At 71.6% G+C, this 14862-nt stretch carries 15 protein-coding genes; 8 read left to right on the top strand and 7 right to left on the bottom strand.

The window, feature by feature from the left end:
* Together ACESMR_RS00925 and ACESMR_RS00920 are read left to right on the top strand one after the other, a co-directional pair.
* Positions 1 to 621 carry an HAD family hydrolase gene (locus ACESMR_RS00925; protein ID WP_373044263.1) on the top strand — a complete coding sequence of 207 codons (621 nt, stop codon included), beginning with the start codon at positions 1 to 3 and terminating at the stop codon, positions 619 to 621.
* A gap of 11 nt (positions 622 to 632) precedes the next feature.
* Complete coding sequence (locus ACESMR_RS00920) at positions 633 to 1661, top strand: hypothetical protein (protein ID WP_373044262.1); 1029 nt, start codon at positions 633 to 635, stop codon at positions 1659 to 1661.
* On the opposite strand, the gene ACESMR_RS00915 is transcribed toward ACESMR_RS00920, so the two are convergent.
* Entirely contained in the window at positions 1662 to 3302 is a 1641-nt protein-coding gene (locus ACESMR_RS00915; RefSeq protein WP_373044260.1) for a hypothetical protein, read from the bottom strand.
* A gap of 75 nt (positions 3303 to 3377) precedes the next feature.
* Between ACESMR_RS00915 and epmA the strand changes: the two genes are divergently transcribed.
* The 3 genes from epmA to ACESMR_RS00900 all read left to right on the top strand — a co-directional run bounded on the left by epmA (position 3378) and on the right by ACESMR_RS00900 (position 5715).
* On the top strand, positions 3378 to 4430 hold the full coding sequence (gene epmA / locus ACESMR_RS00910; RefSeq protein WP_373044259.1) for an EF-P lysine aminoacylase EpmA: 1053 nt from the start codon (positions 3378 to 3380) through the stop codon (positions 4428 to 4430).
* Entirely contained in the window at positions 4427 to 5179 is a 753-nt protein-coding gene (locus tag ACESMR_RS00905; RefSeq protein ID WP_373044257.1) for a lysophospholipid acyltransferase family protein, read from the top strand. Before epmA ends, ACESMR_RS00905 begins: the two co-directional genes overlap by 4 nt.
* Positions 5180 to 5244: 65 nt before the next feature.
* On the top strand, positions 5245 to 5715 hold the full coding sequence (locus ACESMR_RS00900; protein WP_373044256.1) for a DUF2231 domain-containing protein: 471 nt from the start codon (positions 5245 to 5247) through the stop codon (positions 5713 to 5715).
* Here the strand turns inward: ACESMR_RS00900 and ACESMR_RS00895 are convergent, their stop codons facing one another.
* Positions 5716 to 6927 (bottom strand): SPFH domain-containing protein, encoded by a 1212-nt coding sequence (locus ACESMR_RS00895; protein ID WP_373044254.1) that lies wholly within the window; start codon positions 6925 to 6927, stop codon positions 5716 to 5718.
* Positions 6928 to 7054: 127 nt separating this feature from the next.
* Here ACESMR_RS00895 and ACESMR_RS00890 point away from each other — a divergent pair, with 127 nt between their 5' ends.
* Positions 7055 to 8128 (top strand): hypothetical protein, encoded by a 1074-nt coding sequence (locus ACESMR_RS00890; protein ID WP_373044252.1) that lies wholly within the window; start codon positions 7055 to 7057, stop codon positions 8126 to 8128.
* Here ACESMR_RS00890 and ACESMR_RS00885 read toward each other — a convergent pair whose 3' ends face one another.
* From ACESMR_RS00885 to ACESMR_RS00865, 5 genes are all read right to left on the bottom strand, one after another.
* On the bottom strand, positions 8129 to 8689 hold the full coding sequence (locus ACESMR_RS00885; RefSeq protein ID WP_373044250.1) for a beta-class carbonic anhydrase: 561 nt from the start codon (positions 8687 to 8689) through the stop codon (positions 8129 to 8131).
* Positions 8690 to 8787: 98 nt separating this feature from the next.
* On the bottom strand, positions 8788 to 10092 hold the full coding sequence (locus ACESMR_RS00880; RefSeq protein WP_373044248.1) for an erythromycin esterase family protein: 1305 nt from the start codon (positions 10090 to 10092) through the stop codon (positions 8788 to 8790).
* A 61-nt stretch (positions 10093 to 10153) separates the two neighbouring features.
* On the bottom strand, positions 10154 to 10606 hold the full coding sequence (locus ACESMR_RS00875; RefSeq protein ID WP_373044245.1) for a YaiI/YqxD family protein: 453 nt from the start codon (positions 10604 to 10606) through the stop codon (positions 10154 to 10156).
* Positions 10607 to 10718: 112 nt separating this feature from the next.
* Entirely contained in the window at positions 10719 to 12260 is a 1542-nt protein-coding gene (locus ACESMR_RS00870) for a VWA domain-containing protein (protein ID WP_373044243.1), read from the bottom strand.
* A gap of 43 nt (positions 12261 to 12303) precedes the next feature.
* On the bottom strand, positions 12304 to 13437 hold the full coding sequence (locus ACESMR_RS00865) for an AAA family ATPase (protein WP_373044241.1): 1134 nt from the start codon (positions 13435 to 13437) through the stop codon (positions 12304 to 12306).
* 163 nt (positions 13438 to 13600) lie between these two features.
* Here ACESMR_RS00865 and ACESMR_RS00860 point away from each other — a divergent pair, with 163 nt between their 5' ends.
* Together ACESMR_RS00860 and ACESMR_RS00855 are read left to right on the top strand one after the other, a co-directional pair.
* The gene (locus ACESMR_RS00860) at positions 13601 to 14182 is read left to right on the top strand and encodes an RNA polymerase sigma factor (protein ID WP_373044240.1); all 582 of its coding nucleotides are present in this window, start codon (positions 13601 to 13603) and stop codon (positions 14180 to 14182) included.
* Positions 14182 to 14838 carry a hypothetical protein gene (locus ACESMR_RS00855; protein ID WP_373044238.1) on the top strand — a complete coding sequence of 219 codons (657 nt, stop codon included), beginning with the start codon at positions 14182 to 14184 and terminating at the stop codon, positions 14836 to 14838. Before ACESMR_RS00860 ends, ACESMR_RS00855 begins: the two co-directional genes overlap by 1 nt.
* Positions 14839 to 14862 lie beyond the last annotated feature (24 nt).

Here is a 14862-nt window from a genome sequence, read left to right as displayed (position 1 = left end):
ATGGGCCGGCCTGCCGTCTTCTTCGATCTCGGCGACGTGCTCGTCCACCTGCGCCTCGAGCGCGGGCTGCAGCGCTTCGCCGATCTGGCCCGGTGCACGCTGGCCGAGGTGCGCGACGCGGCGAGCGTCTACCACGGCGAGCAGGCCCACCGATGCTACGCGGGCGAGATCAGCACGGAGGCGTTCCTCCGCGGCCTCACCGCGCGGCTCGGCTGCCCCGAGCTCGCGCCGGCCCTCGCGGTCGAAGCGTGGTGCGACATCTTCGACCTCTGGCCGGAGATGGAGTCCCTCGCGGCGGAGGTGATCGAGGCGGGGCACCCGACCTACCTGCTCTCCAACACGGAGCCGGTCCATTTCGAGCTGCTCCGGAAGCAGATCCCGGTGCTGGGCCGCTTCACCGATCTCCACCTCTCCTACGAGGTACGGGCGGCCAAACCCGATCCCCGCTTCTACCGCCTGGCGCTGGAGCGCTTCTCGCTGCCGGCTTCCTCGTGCCTCTTCGTGGACGACCGCGAGGAGAACGTGGAGGCGGCGCGGCGCGAAGGGATCGGCGCGGTGCTCCACCGTGGCGACGTGGACGAGGTGCGGGCCTTCCTGCGCGAGAACGGGGTGCGGATCTGATGGGTGACGCGATGGAGCTCCTTCCTCTGCTCGTGCTCGCGCCCTCCGAGGCGGCGGTGCTTCCCGGCGAGCGGCGCAGGCTCTTCCTCGGCGAGGAGCGGATGAAGACCGCGGCGCGGCTGGCGCGCCGCGACGGCAAAGAGGTTGCGGTGCTCGCCTTCGATCCGGCGCAGCGGCGCCAGGGCGAGGAGCCCGCCGCCGAGCCGGACCGGCTGCTCACCGTCGCCACCGCCTCCACGCTGCTCCGCTTCGAGGAGGACTACGCCGTGGTGCGGGGCGTGCGGCGGGTGCGGATCGCCGGCACCTCGTCGGGCGGCTGCTGCGATCACGACGATCCCTACGCCGACGGCACCGAGGCGGGCTGCGTGCCTTTCGTCGCTGCGGAAGGCGGCGCCTGGGAGGAGCTGGCGGCGCTGCTCGACGGGATCGATCTGCTGCCGCAGCTGCGCGCGTCGTCCCTCGAGGCGCGGATCGATCGGCTGGCGCGCTGGCTGGCGCTGCAGCCCTGGGTGGCGGGCGAGGTCCTCGTGGCCGCCGATCTCGCCACGCGGATGGAGCTCCTCGCCGACGCGGCACGGGAGATCTCCGCGCCGGGGGCGAGCTTCCGGGGCGACGATCTCGACGCGCCCTACCGGGACGCCGAGGAGCACTACGAGGATCTCGTGCGCGAGTACGAGGCCCGGGCCCGGGCGCAGGTGGCGGCGGGAGCGCTCGAGGAGGATTGGACCGCGGCGCTCCTGCGGGGCCAGCGGATCCGCCTGCGGCGCCGGGCGGCGGCGCTGCGGGTGCGTGCCGGCAGGGCGCGGGTCGCGCGGCGCCTCGAGGCGTCGCAGCGCGCGGGCTTCGTGCCGGAGCTGGAACGGGTGCGCAGCGCCCACGGGCTCGCGCCGCGGGATCTCGACGCGCTGCTCGTCGCGGGGCTCGGCAGCCACGAGCGCTTCCGCGACAGGCTGCAGCAGGCAGCGCGGCTCCTGCCGCCGGAGGAGATGCAGCTCGGCGCGTGGATCGAGGCGCTGGAGGCGGGGGCCTTCCCCACCTGATCAGCTGGCGGGCGCCGCTTCCGCTTCTTTCGCTGCAGGCGCCGGGGGCGGGGTGAGGAGCACGCCGAGGCGGCCCTCGAGCTGCCGCACGAAGGCCTGCGGATCGAGCGCCTTCGCGCCGATCCGCTGCGCGATCTCGTCGGGCGTCTCCCGGTTGCCGCTCTCCATCAGCGCGGCGAGCGCCCTGCCCGCCTCCGCCGACAGCCACCACGCCTCGCCGTGCGCGGCGACGAGGTGCTCCTCGATCATCGCAGCGAGCATCCAGGCGCGGAGCGCGTCGGCGCCGAAGAGCCACTCGTCCTGATCGACCGCGTACCACGCCGCGTCGGTACCGGAGAGCGGGAAGCCGTACGCCCGCTCCATCGCCGCGCGGTAGAGCGCCCGTGGCTGATCGACGCCGTTCGCCCAGGCGATCTGGTAGCCGAGGCGCGCTGCGTGCCGACGGGCCTGGTAGAGACGCCGGGCCGCGGCGGTGCTCGCGTGCGCCGCGGCCTCGGCTGCGGTCATGCCGGTCTGGTCGCGGAGCCACGCCGGGTTGGTGGTGAGGTTCTCGAAGAGGACGGCGAAGGCCTCCGCGCTCGCCTCGTTGCCGAGGAGCGCGTGCTCGAAGGCGCCCGGCGCGGTGTGGGCCGCGTGGAGAGCGAGGCCGGCCTCGTGGAAGATCGGCGCCCAATCCCGTGCGGCAGCGGGCAGCGCCAGCCGAACGTCCTGCGGCGGCGCCACCGCCAGGGCGAGCGGCCTCCCGCTCGGCGCCCGGGGCTCGACCCGCAGCGCGGAGGCGTCGAGGCCGAGGCCCTGCAGCGTCGCCTCGAGAGCAGGCAGGGCGTCGGCAGAAGGGAAGCGGACGAAGAGCCCGAGGCTGGAGAAGAGCCGCGGCATGTCGGAGCGACGCAGCGCCCCGAGCTCGGTGCCGAGCTGCCTGCGGGCCAGCGAGGTGAACGCCTTCGTGTGCAGACCGTCGGTGGCAGCCAGCACGCCCCCTGCGAGCGCGTCGATCGCGGCGGGGCTGCTCTGCCGCAGCGCCGCCGCGGCGTCGAGGGTGCTCTCGTAGCCGAGGGTGCGCGCCACCGCCTCGAGGCGCTCCCGCTTCGCGTGGAGCACCTCGCCCAGCGAATGAAGCACGGGAAGCGCCGCCTGCTGCATCGCCGCGCGCCGCTCGGGATCGGCCTCCGCCGCGAGCATCGGCTCGAGCTCCCGCCAGCCGTGCTTCTCGCCGTCGAGCCCGAAGGTCGCCGCCGCCTCGATCCCGGCGAGGCGCGTCGAGTGCTCGGCGGTGGAGCGGGCGAGGATCTCGCCTGCGAGCCAGCTCTCGAGGAAGTGGAGCGCACGCCGCCCGTCGGGATCCTTCTCGGCGGCGCGCACCCGCTGCACCGCCTCGAAGCGGGTGGCGGTGAAGAGCGCCTCGTGGCTCGCGTAGTGCGCCTCGACGTCGACGGGGGTGCCCTTCGTCCACGCCTCCCAGAAGAGCTCGGCCTGTCCCTGGAGCAGCGCCGCCGCCTGGTCGCGCACCTCGGCGACCAGCTTGCGATCGGCCTCGGTGGCCTTGCCGATCCGGCGGACGGAGGTGGTCGAGGTGGTCGCGGCGCTGGTGGCACAACCGGAAGCGAAGGCGAGGACGACGGCGAGAAGAAGCACGCGCATGGCGCGGGCACCCTACCACGAGGGGCGTGGAACGCCTTGCAGAGGCGGGTTTGGCCCAGTTAGCGTGCCTGCACCATGAGCAACCCGCCGAGCGCCCGGAAGTTCCGTGCCGTCCGGGCGCGCAACGCCCTCTACTCCGCCATCCGCGGCTACTTCGCCGACGCGGGCTTCGACGAGGTGGAGACGCCCCTCCTCGTTCCGGCCCCCGGCATGGAGCCGCACATCACCGCCTTCGAGACCCGCTTCGTGCCGGAGATGGGCGCCCGCGGCCCCGAACGCCCCCTCTGGCTGCACAGCTCCCCCGAGTACGCGATGAAGCGGCTGCTCGCGGAGGAGTGGGAGCGGATCTTCTTCCTGGGCAAGGTCTTCCGGAACGGGGAGATCGCCCGGACCCACAACCCCGAGTTCACGATGCTCGAGTTCTACCGGGCGAACCTCGTGGACGGGCCGAAGGCCGGGCGTGGGTACGGTCCGATCCTCGTCGACATCGAGGAGTTCACGTTGCGCGGCGCCGAGGCGCTCGCGGGCGGCACGAAGATCGAGTGGAACGGCGCGCCGGTCGATCTCACCCCGCCCTGGGACCGGCTCTCGGTGGCGGAGGCCTTCGCCTCGCGGGCGGGGATCGAGCTGCCCCTCGACGGCGACGCGGCGCTGCTCCGGGCGCGGGCGCAGGAGCGGGGCTTCGACATCCCCGAGGCGTTCACCTCCTTCGACGACGTCTTCTTCGCCGTCTTCCTCACCGCGATCGAGCCGGGCCTCGGCTGGCCGCGGCCCACCTTCCTCGTCGACTGGCCGGCGTCGATGGCCTCGCTCGCGAAGCTGCGGGTCGACGATCCGCTGGTGGCGGAGCGCTTCGAGCTCTACATCGGCGGCATGGAGCTCGCGAACGGCTTCTTCGAGCTCAACGACTCCGCCGAGCAGCGGCGGCGCCTCGAGGAGGAGCAGCGCTTCCGCGCCTCCCTCGGCAAGCCGGTCTACCCGATCGACGATCGCTTCGTGGATGCGGTGGGCCGGATGCCCACGGCTGCAGGTGTGGCGGTGGGTATCGATCGGCTGCTGATGCTGCTCGGCGGCTTCTCGTCGATCGATGAAACGCTGCTCTTTCCCGCCTGCGAGGAGATGACGTGAAGATCCCGCGCCTTCCCATCGCCGCCGCCGGCATCGTCTCCGCCACCGCCGTGATCGCGCCCTCGGTGATGGTGGCGGGCTTCGCCACCCTCGGAAAGAACCACGGCACCCGCGTGCTCCCGCAGCTCTGGGCGAAGTGGGTGCTGGCAGCGTGCGGCGCCGACGTGGCGGTGGTCGGGATGGACCGATTCGACCACAAGCGCAACTACGTGATGGTCTCCAACCACGTGAGCCTGATGGACGCGCCGGCGATCGTGGCCCACGCGCCGCAGAAGGTCCGCTTCGTCGCCAAGAAGTCGCTCTTCTACGTGCCCGTTTTCGGGCAGGCGCTCTGGGCCGCCGGCAACATCTCCGTCGATCGGGCGAAGACCGGCTCCGCCACCCGCAAGCTTCGCGAGATGAGCGCGAAGGTCGGCAAGGAGATCAGCGTGCTCTTCTTCCCCGAGGGGACCCGCTCGGCGCAGGCGGAGCTGATGCCCTTCAAGAAGGGCGCGACGGTGATGGCGATCCAGGCGCAGGTGCCGGTGCTGCCCATCGCCGTGGCCGGGACCGAGGAGGTCCTGCCCAAGAGCACGCTGGAGATCCGGCCCGGCGTGATCGGCCTCGCCTTCGGCAAGCCCATCGACGTGGCGGGCTACACGATGAAGGAGCGCGACGCCTTCACCAGGCGGGTGCGGGAGGCGGTGGCCGGGCTCAAGATCGAGGCCGAGGCCGCCCGGCAGACACGAATCGCCGCGAAGGCCGGCTGAAGCGGGTCGTCCGCCGCTTGCGGACCCGGGTCGGCGGCCCTACGACTGCCCTTTGGAGGCCTGTGATGGAGCCGATCTACCTGCATCTCACCAGCGTCCACGTTCCGGTGGTGGGCGTCGGCTTCACGCTCTTCGTGCTCATCTACGCCCTCGCTCGCCGCTCCGCCGAGGTGGCGCGGGTGGGGATGTGGATGGCGGTAGGCGTAGCCCTCTTCACGGTCGTCGCCTACCAGAGCGGCGAGAGCGCCGAGGATGCAGCCGAGGAGCTGCCCGGTGTCACCGACGCGTGGATCGAGCCCCACGAGGAGATCGCCGAGACGGCACTCGGCGTTACCATCGCCGCCGGCGTGGTCGCTCTGGCGGGCCTGGTCTTCTCCTGGCGCCGCCGGGGGCGCGTCCCCTCCTGGGTCACCGGCGTGGTGCTGGTGCCGGTGCTCGCCAGCGTGGTGCTCCTGATCTGGACCGCGCAGCGTGGCGGCCAGATCCGCCACACCGAGATCCGCAAGCTGGATCCGCCGCCGGCGGCGGCGCATTGATCAAGCGGCGGGCTTGCCGCAGCTGGAGCAGAACTTCGCGCCGGGCGCGAAGGCGGCGCCGCAGCTGCAGGCAGCGGGCGAAAGCTGCGTGCCGCACGAGCCGCAGAAGCGGCCCTGCGGGACCTGCGCCTGGCAGGAGGGACAGGTGGTGAGCGCGGCGGTATTGGCGCCGGGCAGGCCGGCGACGACGGGCGCGCTGGGCATGCCGCCCCCCTGCTGTACGGGCGCCCCGTGGGCCATCGTATTGCCCAGGCCCTGCGCCAGCTGCCCCGCCATGGCGAGGCCGATCCCCAGCCCGGCGCCGCCGAGGGCGGTGCCGGACGACTCGCCGCCCTGGGCGAGGCCCGCGCCGGCGCCGATCATCGCCTCGCCCGACGCCATCGGCTGGTAGCCGCCGGCGAGCTGCGAGAGCTTCGCCCGCCGCTCGATCTCCACCTCGTTCATGAGCTGCGCCCGCCTCGCGTCGCGGCGCATCGCGCGCAGGTCCGCTGCGTCGTGCTGCAGCTGCTGCCAGTCGGTGTCGTCGGGGTTGATCTCGAGGCGCTGGAAGCCCGCGACCTGCAGGCCGATCTCCTGGAGGTGGCCGTCGACGCCGCGCTTCGCCTCCTCGATCAGCTCCTCCTTGAGCGCGCCGGAGAGCACCAGGTCGAGCGCCGTGCCCTTCTTCGCCACCAGCTCGCCGACGTCGTCGGAGAGTGCGAGCATCACCCGCTCGCCGACGATCCGCTTGAAGCGCTCGCCGTCGTCGCGGAGCTCGCCCAGACCGGTCTGCCTGGTGAGCAGGACGACGGGGTTCGAGACCTCCACCGTGCACGCACCAAAGGCCCGCAGCCGCACCCGCAGCTCCGTCTCCGGATCCTTCACCCGCCCGATCTCGCCGCCGAACTTCACGCCATGGAGCTGGCGGGTGGTGACGAAGTAGACCTCACAGACGAAGAGGTTGCCGCCGGTGACGGCGTCCACGAGAAGCGAGAGCCAAGGGATCGACTGGCCGTCCAGCGTGTGCCGCCCTGGCGGCAGGGTGCCGACCACGTTGCCGTCCCGGAGGAAGACCGCGACCTCGTCCGCCTCCACGGTGCACTGGGTGCCGAGGCGGATGTTGGTGTCGGGCCAGCGGTAGACCACCCAGCCCTTGGCCTCGTCGGGCCGCTGCAGGAAGAGGCGTGCCGCCTCGCCGACCGTGACCTGCTTCAACTTGTCCCACAGCCCCATGGCGGACCTCCCTCGAGGCGCCGATGGTAAACCCGGCGCGGAGCCGGAACAACGCGTGGGCTGCCGATCCGGTTCATTCGGCCTGGCCCATTGTTGCCCACGACGACGGCGTGCTACGCCAGAGGCGATGAGCAAAGCGGCAGCAGCGCCTTCTCCAAAGTGTGCGACCTGCGGCGCGCCGGTGGCGTGGGACGCGGGCCTTGGTGCGCTGGCCTGCGCCTATTGCGGCAGCAGCAGCGCGGTGGAGGCAGTGGGCTCCGTCGTCGAGCACGGCCTCGCGCGGGCCGCGACCTACCGGGCGGCGAGGCTGCGGGTGCGCCGGGTCGGCTGCACGGGCTGCGGTGCGCAGGTCGACTTCGAGCCCGGCATCATCGCTTCCCGCTGCGCCTTCTGCGGCTCCCACGAGATCGTCGTTCAGGACGCCGAGGCGGCGGCGCCGGAGAGCGTGTTGCCATTCGCCGTTCCGCGTACGGAGGCGGACGAGGCCTTCCGCCGCTGGCTCAAAGGGCTCTGGTTCCGCCCCAACGATCTGAAGCGCATGGCAAAGCTGAAGGAGCTCCGCGGCGTCTACCTGCCCTTCTGGACCTTCGATGCCACCGCCGACTCGCGCTGGACCGCGATGGCCGGCTATCACTACTGGGTGACGCAGAGCTACACCGTCTCGGTGAACGGTCGCAGCCAGCGCCTCTACCGGCAGGTGCAGCGCACCCGCTGGGAACCTGCAACGGGGCAGCGCCGCGACCGGCACGACGATCACCTCGTCTACGCCTCGCGCGGCCTGCCGCTCCACCTGGTGCGCAACGTCGAGCCCTTCGACACCACGAAGCTTCAGCCCTTCACCACCGCCTTCCTCGCGGGCTGGGGTGCGGAGGAGGCGGCCTTCGGTGCCGAGCAGGGCTGGGAGGTGGGGCAGCACCAGCTGCAGGAGGAACAGAAGAAGCGCTGTGCCGGCGACGTGCCCGGCAACACCCACCGGGATCTGCGGGTGCAGACGGACTTCTCGGCGGTCACGTTCAAGCCGACGCTCCTGCCGATCTACGTGGCCGCCTACGCCTACCGCGACGAGATCTACCGCTTCCTCGTCAACGGGCAGACCGGCAAGGTGAGCGGCGACGCGCCCTGGAGCTGGGTGAAGATCACCCTGGCGGTGATCTTCGCCCTGCTCCTCCTCGGCGGCGTCTGGGCAGCGGAGGGCCGCTGATCAGGCGCCCTGCGCCGCAGCATCGTACCCCTCGGTGAGGAGCTGCAGCTTTCCCGCGACGGGATCGAAGATCAGGCCGTGCACCGGCACGTTCTTCGGGATGAGCGGGTTCTCGCGGATCTTCTTCACCACGTCCTGCACGTTCTCCACCGGGTGGTGGAAGGCGCCGAGCCAGTCGCGGAGCGAGGGCTGCAGGGAGGCGATCGCCTCGGCCGGCACGCCGCGCTCGAGCATCGACCGCTCGAGGCGGACCTCGTCGATCTGCGCCATGCCGCAGTCGGTGTGACCGATGACGAGGACCTCCTCGCAGCCCAGCGCGTGCACCGCCACCACGAGGCTGCGGATCATCCCGCCCTGCGGGTCGATGAGCGTGTTGCCCGCGTTCTTGAGCATCTTCGCGTCGCCGCGCCCCAGCCCCATCGCCTGCTCGAGGAAGTCGACGAGCCGCGTGTCCATGCACGTGAAGATCGCGACCTTCTTCTGCGGGACCTTGGTGACGGCGCGGTTCCGCTCGTGGACGAAGCGGGCGTTGTGCTCGAGGATCTCGTGGAGAAGGGCCATGGGTCGCTGCCTCCGGTGGACGTTCGGAGGCCATATAGCTTGCAGCTGCCCCGCCCTGCCAGCGTCGCGAACGCCGCAGTGCGGCACGAGCCGCCGCTTCAGAAGCCGCTCGGCCAGGTCTCCGGGTAGTCGTGCTCGGACCGCTCGACGAAGTGGAGGGGCTCGAGCGCGTGGCTCTGATCGACGTAGAGGAAGGCGTCGTAGCGCCGCGGCAGCACGGTGGGCACGTAGTTGCCGTAGCTCTCCCACTGCGGGTGGTAGACCACGCCGATGGCGCGGTGCGGCCGCACCGCCAGCATCTCCTCGTCCGCCTCACCGCCGAAGACCAGCAGCTTGTCCTGGGGCGAGGCGCGATGGAGCACGTCCTCCCAGCTTCCCTGCCGCGCTGCCGGCACCGGCATCCGCATCATCGGCGCCTCCCACTCCTCGCCGGCGATCACCGTGCCGCGGTGGGAGCCGAAGCCCACCAGCACCACCCGATCCTCGCCCCAGGCCTCACGGGCGAGCTGCCCGATGTTCCACATCCCGGCCCGGGCCATGTCGGTGTAGCGGGCGTCGCCGACGTGGGTGTTGTGCTCCCAGACGATCGCTTTGGCCTTCGGGCCATGGTGGCGGAGCAACCGCTCAAGGGTCTCCATCATGTGTTTATCGCGCAGGTTCCAGGAGGCGCCGCCGCCGCGGACCATGGCCCGGTAATAGGCCTCGGCGTTGCGGGCGACGAGGGCGTTCTGCTCCGCGTCGAAGAACGCGTCCCTGCTGCCGTCGGCGCGGAGGGCCTCCCGCCGCGCGCGCAGATCGCGGAGCAGCCCCACCACCTCCGCCTCGCAGCTCTCGCCGACGAAGCGGGTGGCCCTGGCGTAGACCTGCGCGTCCTCGCCGTAGGGATCGAAGCAGCGCAGCGCCTGCCGCGCGTGCTCGAGCGAAGCGCCGTCGATCTTCCGCACGAAGTCGAGGACGGCGTGGAGCGAGTCCCAGAGCGAGTAGACGTCGAGGCCGAAGAAGCCCACCCGGTCGTCCGGCTCCCGCCCCTCGTTGAACGTCCGCAGCCACTCCGCCAGCTCGACGATCTCCTGGTTGGCCCACATCCACGTGGGCCAGCGGTCGAAGGCGTGGAGCACCTCGAAGGCGCTGCCCCCCGCGTCCTCCCGACCCTTCACGTAGCGGCTCAAGCGGTAGCAATCGGGCCAGTCGCCCTCCACCGCGAGGAAGGAAAAATCCTTCTCGAGGAGCAGCCGCTCGGAGATGCGGGCGCGCCAGCCGTAGTACTCCGAGGTGCCGTGGGTCGCTTCGCCCAGCAGCACCACGCGGGCGTCGCCGATCCGCTCGAGGAGGGGATCGAGATCCGAGGGTTGCTGCAGGGGCCGGGCTGCTGCGCGCACCTTGTGGACGAGCGCTTCGGACATGGAAGGACCTCCGTCCCCGAGAATGGGAACGGGGCGCCGCCCATCGCAACCGCGGTGGTCCTCAGCGCCGCACGAGGCGCCCGATCTCCCGATCGAAGGTGGCGGCGAAGCGCTGCTTGTCCTGGGGCCCGAAGCTCTTCGGCCCGCCGGACATCACCCCGCTTTCCCGCAGCTCCTGCATGAAGTCGCGCACCGAGAGCCGCTCGTCGATGCTCTCCTCGGTGAAGAGCTCGCCGCGCGGGTCCATGGTCACCACGCCCTTCTTCACCAGCGCCGCAGCCAGGGGGATGTCGTGGGTGACGGCGAGGTCGCCCTTCTCTGCCTGCTCGGCGATGTGCAAGTCGGCGACGTCCAGCCCCTTGCCCACCTGCACCGTGGAGATCAGCGGCGAGCGCGGCAGGTTCAGGGGCGCGTTGGCCACGAAGACCACCGGCACCTGCAGCCGCTGCACCGCCCGCAGCACGATCTCCTTCACCGCCCCGGGGCAGGCATCCGCATCGATCCAGATCCGCATCGCATCCTCACCTTCCGCTCGCCGCGAGAATGCACCGGGCGCGGCCCCGGGCACAGCGCAAATCCGAAGGGACGAAGGGCCGGCAGCATCACCGCCGGCCCCCGACCAGACCTCAGATCCGCTCGAAGAGATCCTTCACCGCGCCCGACGTGAGCCGGTGCACGGTGGTGATCCGATCGGTGATCTTGCGCAGCTCCCGCGCGGCCCGCTCGATCTCCGGGCGCACCGCGCCCGGGGCCGGGCGCTTCGCCGCCACCGATGGGTCGTCGATGAGCACGCCGTAGATGGTGAAGTCGTGCTTCTTCTGCAGCCACTTGATGTCTTCCGCGAAGCCCTCGCGGATCGGCGCCTCGCCGTCGGTGACGAAGACGATGTCGCCGCCCTTCATCTTGGCGCTCTCGAGCACCTCCACCGCTGCGGAGATCGGCTTCTCGAAATCGGTGCCGCCGCCTGGGAAGCAGGTGGCGAAGTCGAGGAGCGAGGGCAGCTGGGGCACGCGGCGCCCGCCGCGGTTCTTCTTGCCGTCGAGGAGCGAGAAGCGCTCGAGCCGCGCCTCGCGGCCCGCGAAGACGATCGCCTCCACGCAGCGGTTCTGCCTGCGGGCCACCTCGAGCAGCGCCAGCGACACGGCCTTTGCCCAGAGCTCCCGCGGTCCGTTCATCGAGCCGGAGGCGTCGACGCAGATCACCATCGGGCCGCGCCCGCCACGATCGGCGCCGACCAGCTCGTACTCGGCGAGATCACGCTCGGCCATGCGGCGGAGGAAGTCGAGCTTGCGCCGGGGATCGACGAAGGCCGAGAGCTCCGCCGGCAGGAGCCGCGACAGCTCCGCCCCGCGGCCCACCTTGTGGACCTCGCTCGAGGCGCGGCGCACCCGCTTCTTCCGCGCCGCCAGCGCGTCGCGCCGGAAGGCGCCGGCGAGGTTGGCGAGCTTGCGCAGCTTGTCGTTGCCGCGCAGCTTCTCCGCCAGCTCGAGGCGCTCCGCGGCGGAGCCCGAGCTGGAGACGCCCATCTTCTCGGTGAAGGCGCGGGCCGCCTCCTCTTCCTCCTCCAGCGCGTCGGCGGCGCGGGCGGTGGCCTGCGTCACCCGGCGCTCGAGGAAGGGCAGGTCCTCCATGGCGCGATCGACGCGGGAGGCGAGATCGTCGACCTGCTCCTGCTGCCGCTCCCGCTCCCGTTCGATCCGCCGGCGCATCGAATCCGCGCCGGGCTCGTCGGGCAGCGATCGGGCGAGCTCGTCGAGCTCACCGAGCTTGCCTTCCGCGTGGGCGAGGGCCGCCTGGTCCAGGAGCTCCTCGTCGGTGAGGGCCTCGCCCTTCTTCAGCTCCTGCAGCGCGGCCCGGGCGATGCCCATGGCCCCGCTCGCGGCCCGCACCGGATCGAGGGCGGACGAAGCGCGGAGCTCGTCGATGCCGTCGGCCTGGAGCACCGCCGAGAGGATGCGGCGGTTGAGCGCCGCGGAGCGCGGACCGCCCTCCCGCACGCGCACCCGCAGCTTGAAGCAGATGGCGAAGAGATCCTCGAGGAGCGCGCGGAAGTGCGGCGTGACCCGCGCGCCCTTCTCGCAGAGCGTCTCGACGGCGGGGCCGGTGAGGGCCTTCGCCCGCGCGTCGCGGTCGTAGGCATCGGTTTCGATGAGGCAGGCGTCGATCAAGCGATCCCCGCTGGAACGAAGAGGTTGGCGAGAGGGGCGGGGTTCAGTGGCGCGAGTCGGACTCGCCCTGCTCCGCTGCGAGAAGCGCCCGGACCATGCCGCGCACCTCGTCCCGGAAGGCGGTCACCCGCTCCACCGCACGGCCCCGCGCCGAGGCCTCGGCGACGATGGTGTCGAGCCGCCGCTGCAGGTCGTGCAGCTTGGCCAGCGCCTCCACGGCAGCCTGGTCCGCGCTCTCCTCGTCCTCGTGGGGGCCGCGGGCGTTCTCCGCCACCTCGCGGGCCTGGTAGAGCATCTTCTCCGCCTCGTCTTCGTGGCCGTGGGCCACCTCGCGCAGGCACTCCTCCACCACCGCGCGCTCGCTCGGATCGCTCCAGAGCACGTGGGCGTAGAGGCCGAGATCGTCGCCGCTCACGCGGCCGCGGCCCTGGAGCGCCGCCCGGGCCCGGAGGAGATCGAGGGAGTGGCGCCAGCGCCGGTCGGAGACCACCACGTCCTTGTCCTCGAGGCGCTTGCGCAGCTCCGCCACGTCCCGGAGGACCTCGCCGGGGATCTCGACCTGGCGGGCCTTCTCCCGCATCGCCGAGAGATCGGCCATGCCCACGCTGGAGCGCTCGGCCGCCGCCGACGCGGTGAGCATCTGGAGGAAGCGGAAATCCTCCTTGAGGTAGCCGACCTGGTAGCGGAGGAGGAAGCGGTCGTAGAGCGCGTGGAGCTCCTCGTCCTCGGGGAGCTCGTTGGCAGCGCCCACCATCGAGAAGAGCGGCACCTGCGCGGGACCGTCCCCACCGTCGAAGCGGCGCTCGTTCAGGATCGCGAGCAGGGTGTTCAAGATGGAGGACGAGGCCTTGAAGATCTCGTCGAGGAAGGCGACGTGGGCCCGGGGCAGCTTGCCGTCGGTGACCCGGACGTAGCGATCCTGCTCGAGGGCCTTGAGGGAGATGGGCCCGAAGAGTTCCTCGGGGGTGGTGAACCGGGTGAGCAGCCACTGGAAGTAGCGGGCGTCGTCGACGCGCTTGCAGAGCTCGTGGGCGAGCTCGCTCTTGGCCGTTCCCGGGGGGCCGAGCAGCAGGACGTGCTGCCCCGCGACCAGGGCGCAGAGGAGGCCTTCCACCACCTCGTCTCGCTCGAGGTAGGAGGCGCTGAGCTCGTTCCGGATCTTCTCGAAGGCGTTCATCTCACTCCATCTGACCACAGGGTCACTCGCGGTGCGGGCCGGTGCCGCGTTAGGATGCGCCGGTGAAACCTCCCCGGTGCCCGCTCGTCTTCCCAGGTGAAGAAGAGCCCGAGGAGGAACCGGCCAGCGGGGCTCCCCCCGCCCGAAGGAAAAAAGCCCGCGCATGTCCCGACCGCGCGCAGCCAGAGAGGAAATTCCCGAGAGCGAGCTTCTCGACCGGCAGGCGGTCGAATGGAGCCTCGCCGGCGATCGGGAGGCCTTTGCACAGGTCGTGGTACGCCACGGCCCCTCGGTGCACGCCCTCTGCATGCGGATGGTCCGGAACACGGCGGTGGCGGAGGAGCTCGCACAGGAGACCTTCGCCAAGGGCTTCGCCGCCCTGGCCTCCTTCCGGCAGGACGCGCAGCTCCGCCACTGGCTCCTTCGGATCGCGGTGAACCTCTGCAGGGACCACCTCAAGGCGGGCGAGCGCCGGGAAGGTGCGCTCGACGACGAGGACCTCTTCTCGCCCGTCGACCCGGATCCCGATCCGGAGCGGCGGGTGGCAGGACGGCAGGCGGTGCGGGCCCTCGAGGAGGCGATCGGCAAGCTCCCCGAGAAGTACCGCGAGGCCTTCCTGCTCAAGCACGTGGAGGATCTCTCCTACGAGGAGATCCAGGCAGTGGTCGGTGGACAGATCCCGATGCTCAAGGTGCGGGTCTTCCGCGCCCGGGAGATGCTCCGGAAGCTGTTGGGGGACGAGTGATGGCCGCAGACGACAAGCGCATCGACGAGCTCGTGCACGCCTGGCTCGACGGGGAGCTCGAAGCCCCGCAGGCCGAGGAGCTGCTCGCGGCCCTGCGGGCGGATCGTTCCCGCCTCGCCGAGATCGAGGCGCTCGAGCGGATCGCCGAGGCAGCCCGGGACCTGCCGGTGCCGCCCCTGCCGGCGGGCTTCGTCGACAGGGCCATGGCGAGAATCCGCGCGGAGGCGCCGCAGCGCCGGCCCTTCCGCATCCCCACCCTCTTCCAGCGCCGCTTCGAGCTCTCCTTCGCCCAGATGGCGATGGCGGGTCTCGCCCTGGTCGCAGCCGCCGGCGTGGCCGGCAGCGTCGGTTTCTCCCGGGGCCAGCAGGACGCGGCCCGGGCCATCGCCGCCTCGGACGTGGGCAGCGCGGCGCTGGTCCGCTTCACCCTGCGCGCCGGGGACGCGAAGAGCGTCGAGCTCGCCGGCAGCTTCAACCGCTGGACGCCGGCGCCGCTCCAGCGGCTGCCCGACGGGACCTTCGAGGCGGTGCTCCCCCTGGAGAAGGGCCGCCACGAATATGCCTTCCGGGTGGACGGCGACTGGCAGCCGGATCCGCAGGCGGCGGCCGTCGTCGACGACGGCTTCGGCGGCAGGAATTCGGTGATCGAGCTGTAACGTCGCAAGGTTGCCGGGTCCCAT

This window comes from Vulgatibacter sp. (assembly GCF_041687135.1).
GTDB lineage: Bacteria > Myxococcota > Myxococcia > Myxococcales > Vulgatibacteraceae > JAWLCN01.
This window is presented reverse-complemented; position numbering and strand designations above follow the sequence as displayed.

Bases quoted from the DNA above. Each gene is read 5' to 3' on its own strand.
- ACESMR_RS00925 (WP_373044263.1), top strand. From the start codon at position 1: ATGGGCCGGCCTGCCGTCTTCTTCGATCTCGGCGACGTGCTCGTCCAC.
- ACESMR_RS00920 (WP_373044262.1), top strand. From the start codon at position 633: ATGGAGCTCCTTCCTCTGCTCGTGCTCGCGCCCTCCGAGGCGGCGGTG.
- ACESMR_RS00915 (WP_373044260.1), bottom strand. From the start codon at position 3,302: ATGCGCGTGCTTCTTCTCGCCGTCGTCCTCGCCTTCGCTTCCGGTTGT.
- epmA (WP_373044259.1), top strand. From the start codon at position 3,378: ATGAGCAACCCGCCGAGCGCCCGGAAGTTCCGTGCCGTCCGGGCGCGC.
- ACESMR_RS00900 (WP_373044256.1), top strand. From the start codon at position 5,245: ATGGAGCCGATCTACCTGCATCTCACCAGCGTCCACGTTCCGGTGGTG.
- ACESMR_RS00895 (WP_373044254.1), bottom strand. From the start codon at position 6,927: ATGGGGCTGTGGGACAAGTTGAAGCAGGTCACGGTCGGCGAGGCGGCA.
- ACESMR_RS00890 (WP_373044252.1), top strand. From the start codon at position 7,055: ATGAGCAAAGCGGCAGCAGCGCCTTCTCCAAAGTGTGCGACCTGCGGC.
- ACESMR_RS00885 (WP_373044250.1), bottom strand. From the start codon at position 8,689: ATGGCCCTTCTCCACGAGATCCTCGAGCACAACGCCCGCTTCGTCCAC.
- ACESMR_RS00880 (WP_373044248.1), bottom strand. From the start codon at position 10,092: ATGTCCGAAGCGCTCGTCCACAAGGTGCGCGCAGCAGCCCGGCCCCTG.
- ACESMR_RS00875 (WP_373044245.1), bottom strand. From the start codon at position 10,606: ATGCGGATCTGGATCGATGCGGATGCCTGCCCCGGGGCGGTGAAGGAG.
- ACESMR_RS00865 (WP_373044241.1), bottom strand. From the start codon at position 13,437: ATGAACGCCTTCGAGAAGATCCGGAACGAGCTCAGCGCCTCCTACCTC.
- ACESMR_RS00860 (WP_373044240.1), top strand. From the start codon at position 13,601: ATGTCCCGACCGCGCGCAGCCAGAGAGGAAATTCCCGAGAGCGAGCTT.
- ACESMR_RS00855 (WP_373044238.1), top strand. From the start codon at position 14,182: ATGGCCGCAGACGACAAGCGCATCGACGAGCTCGTGCACGCCTGGCTC.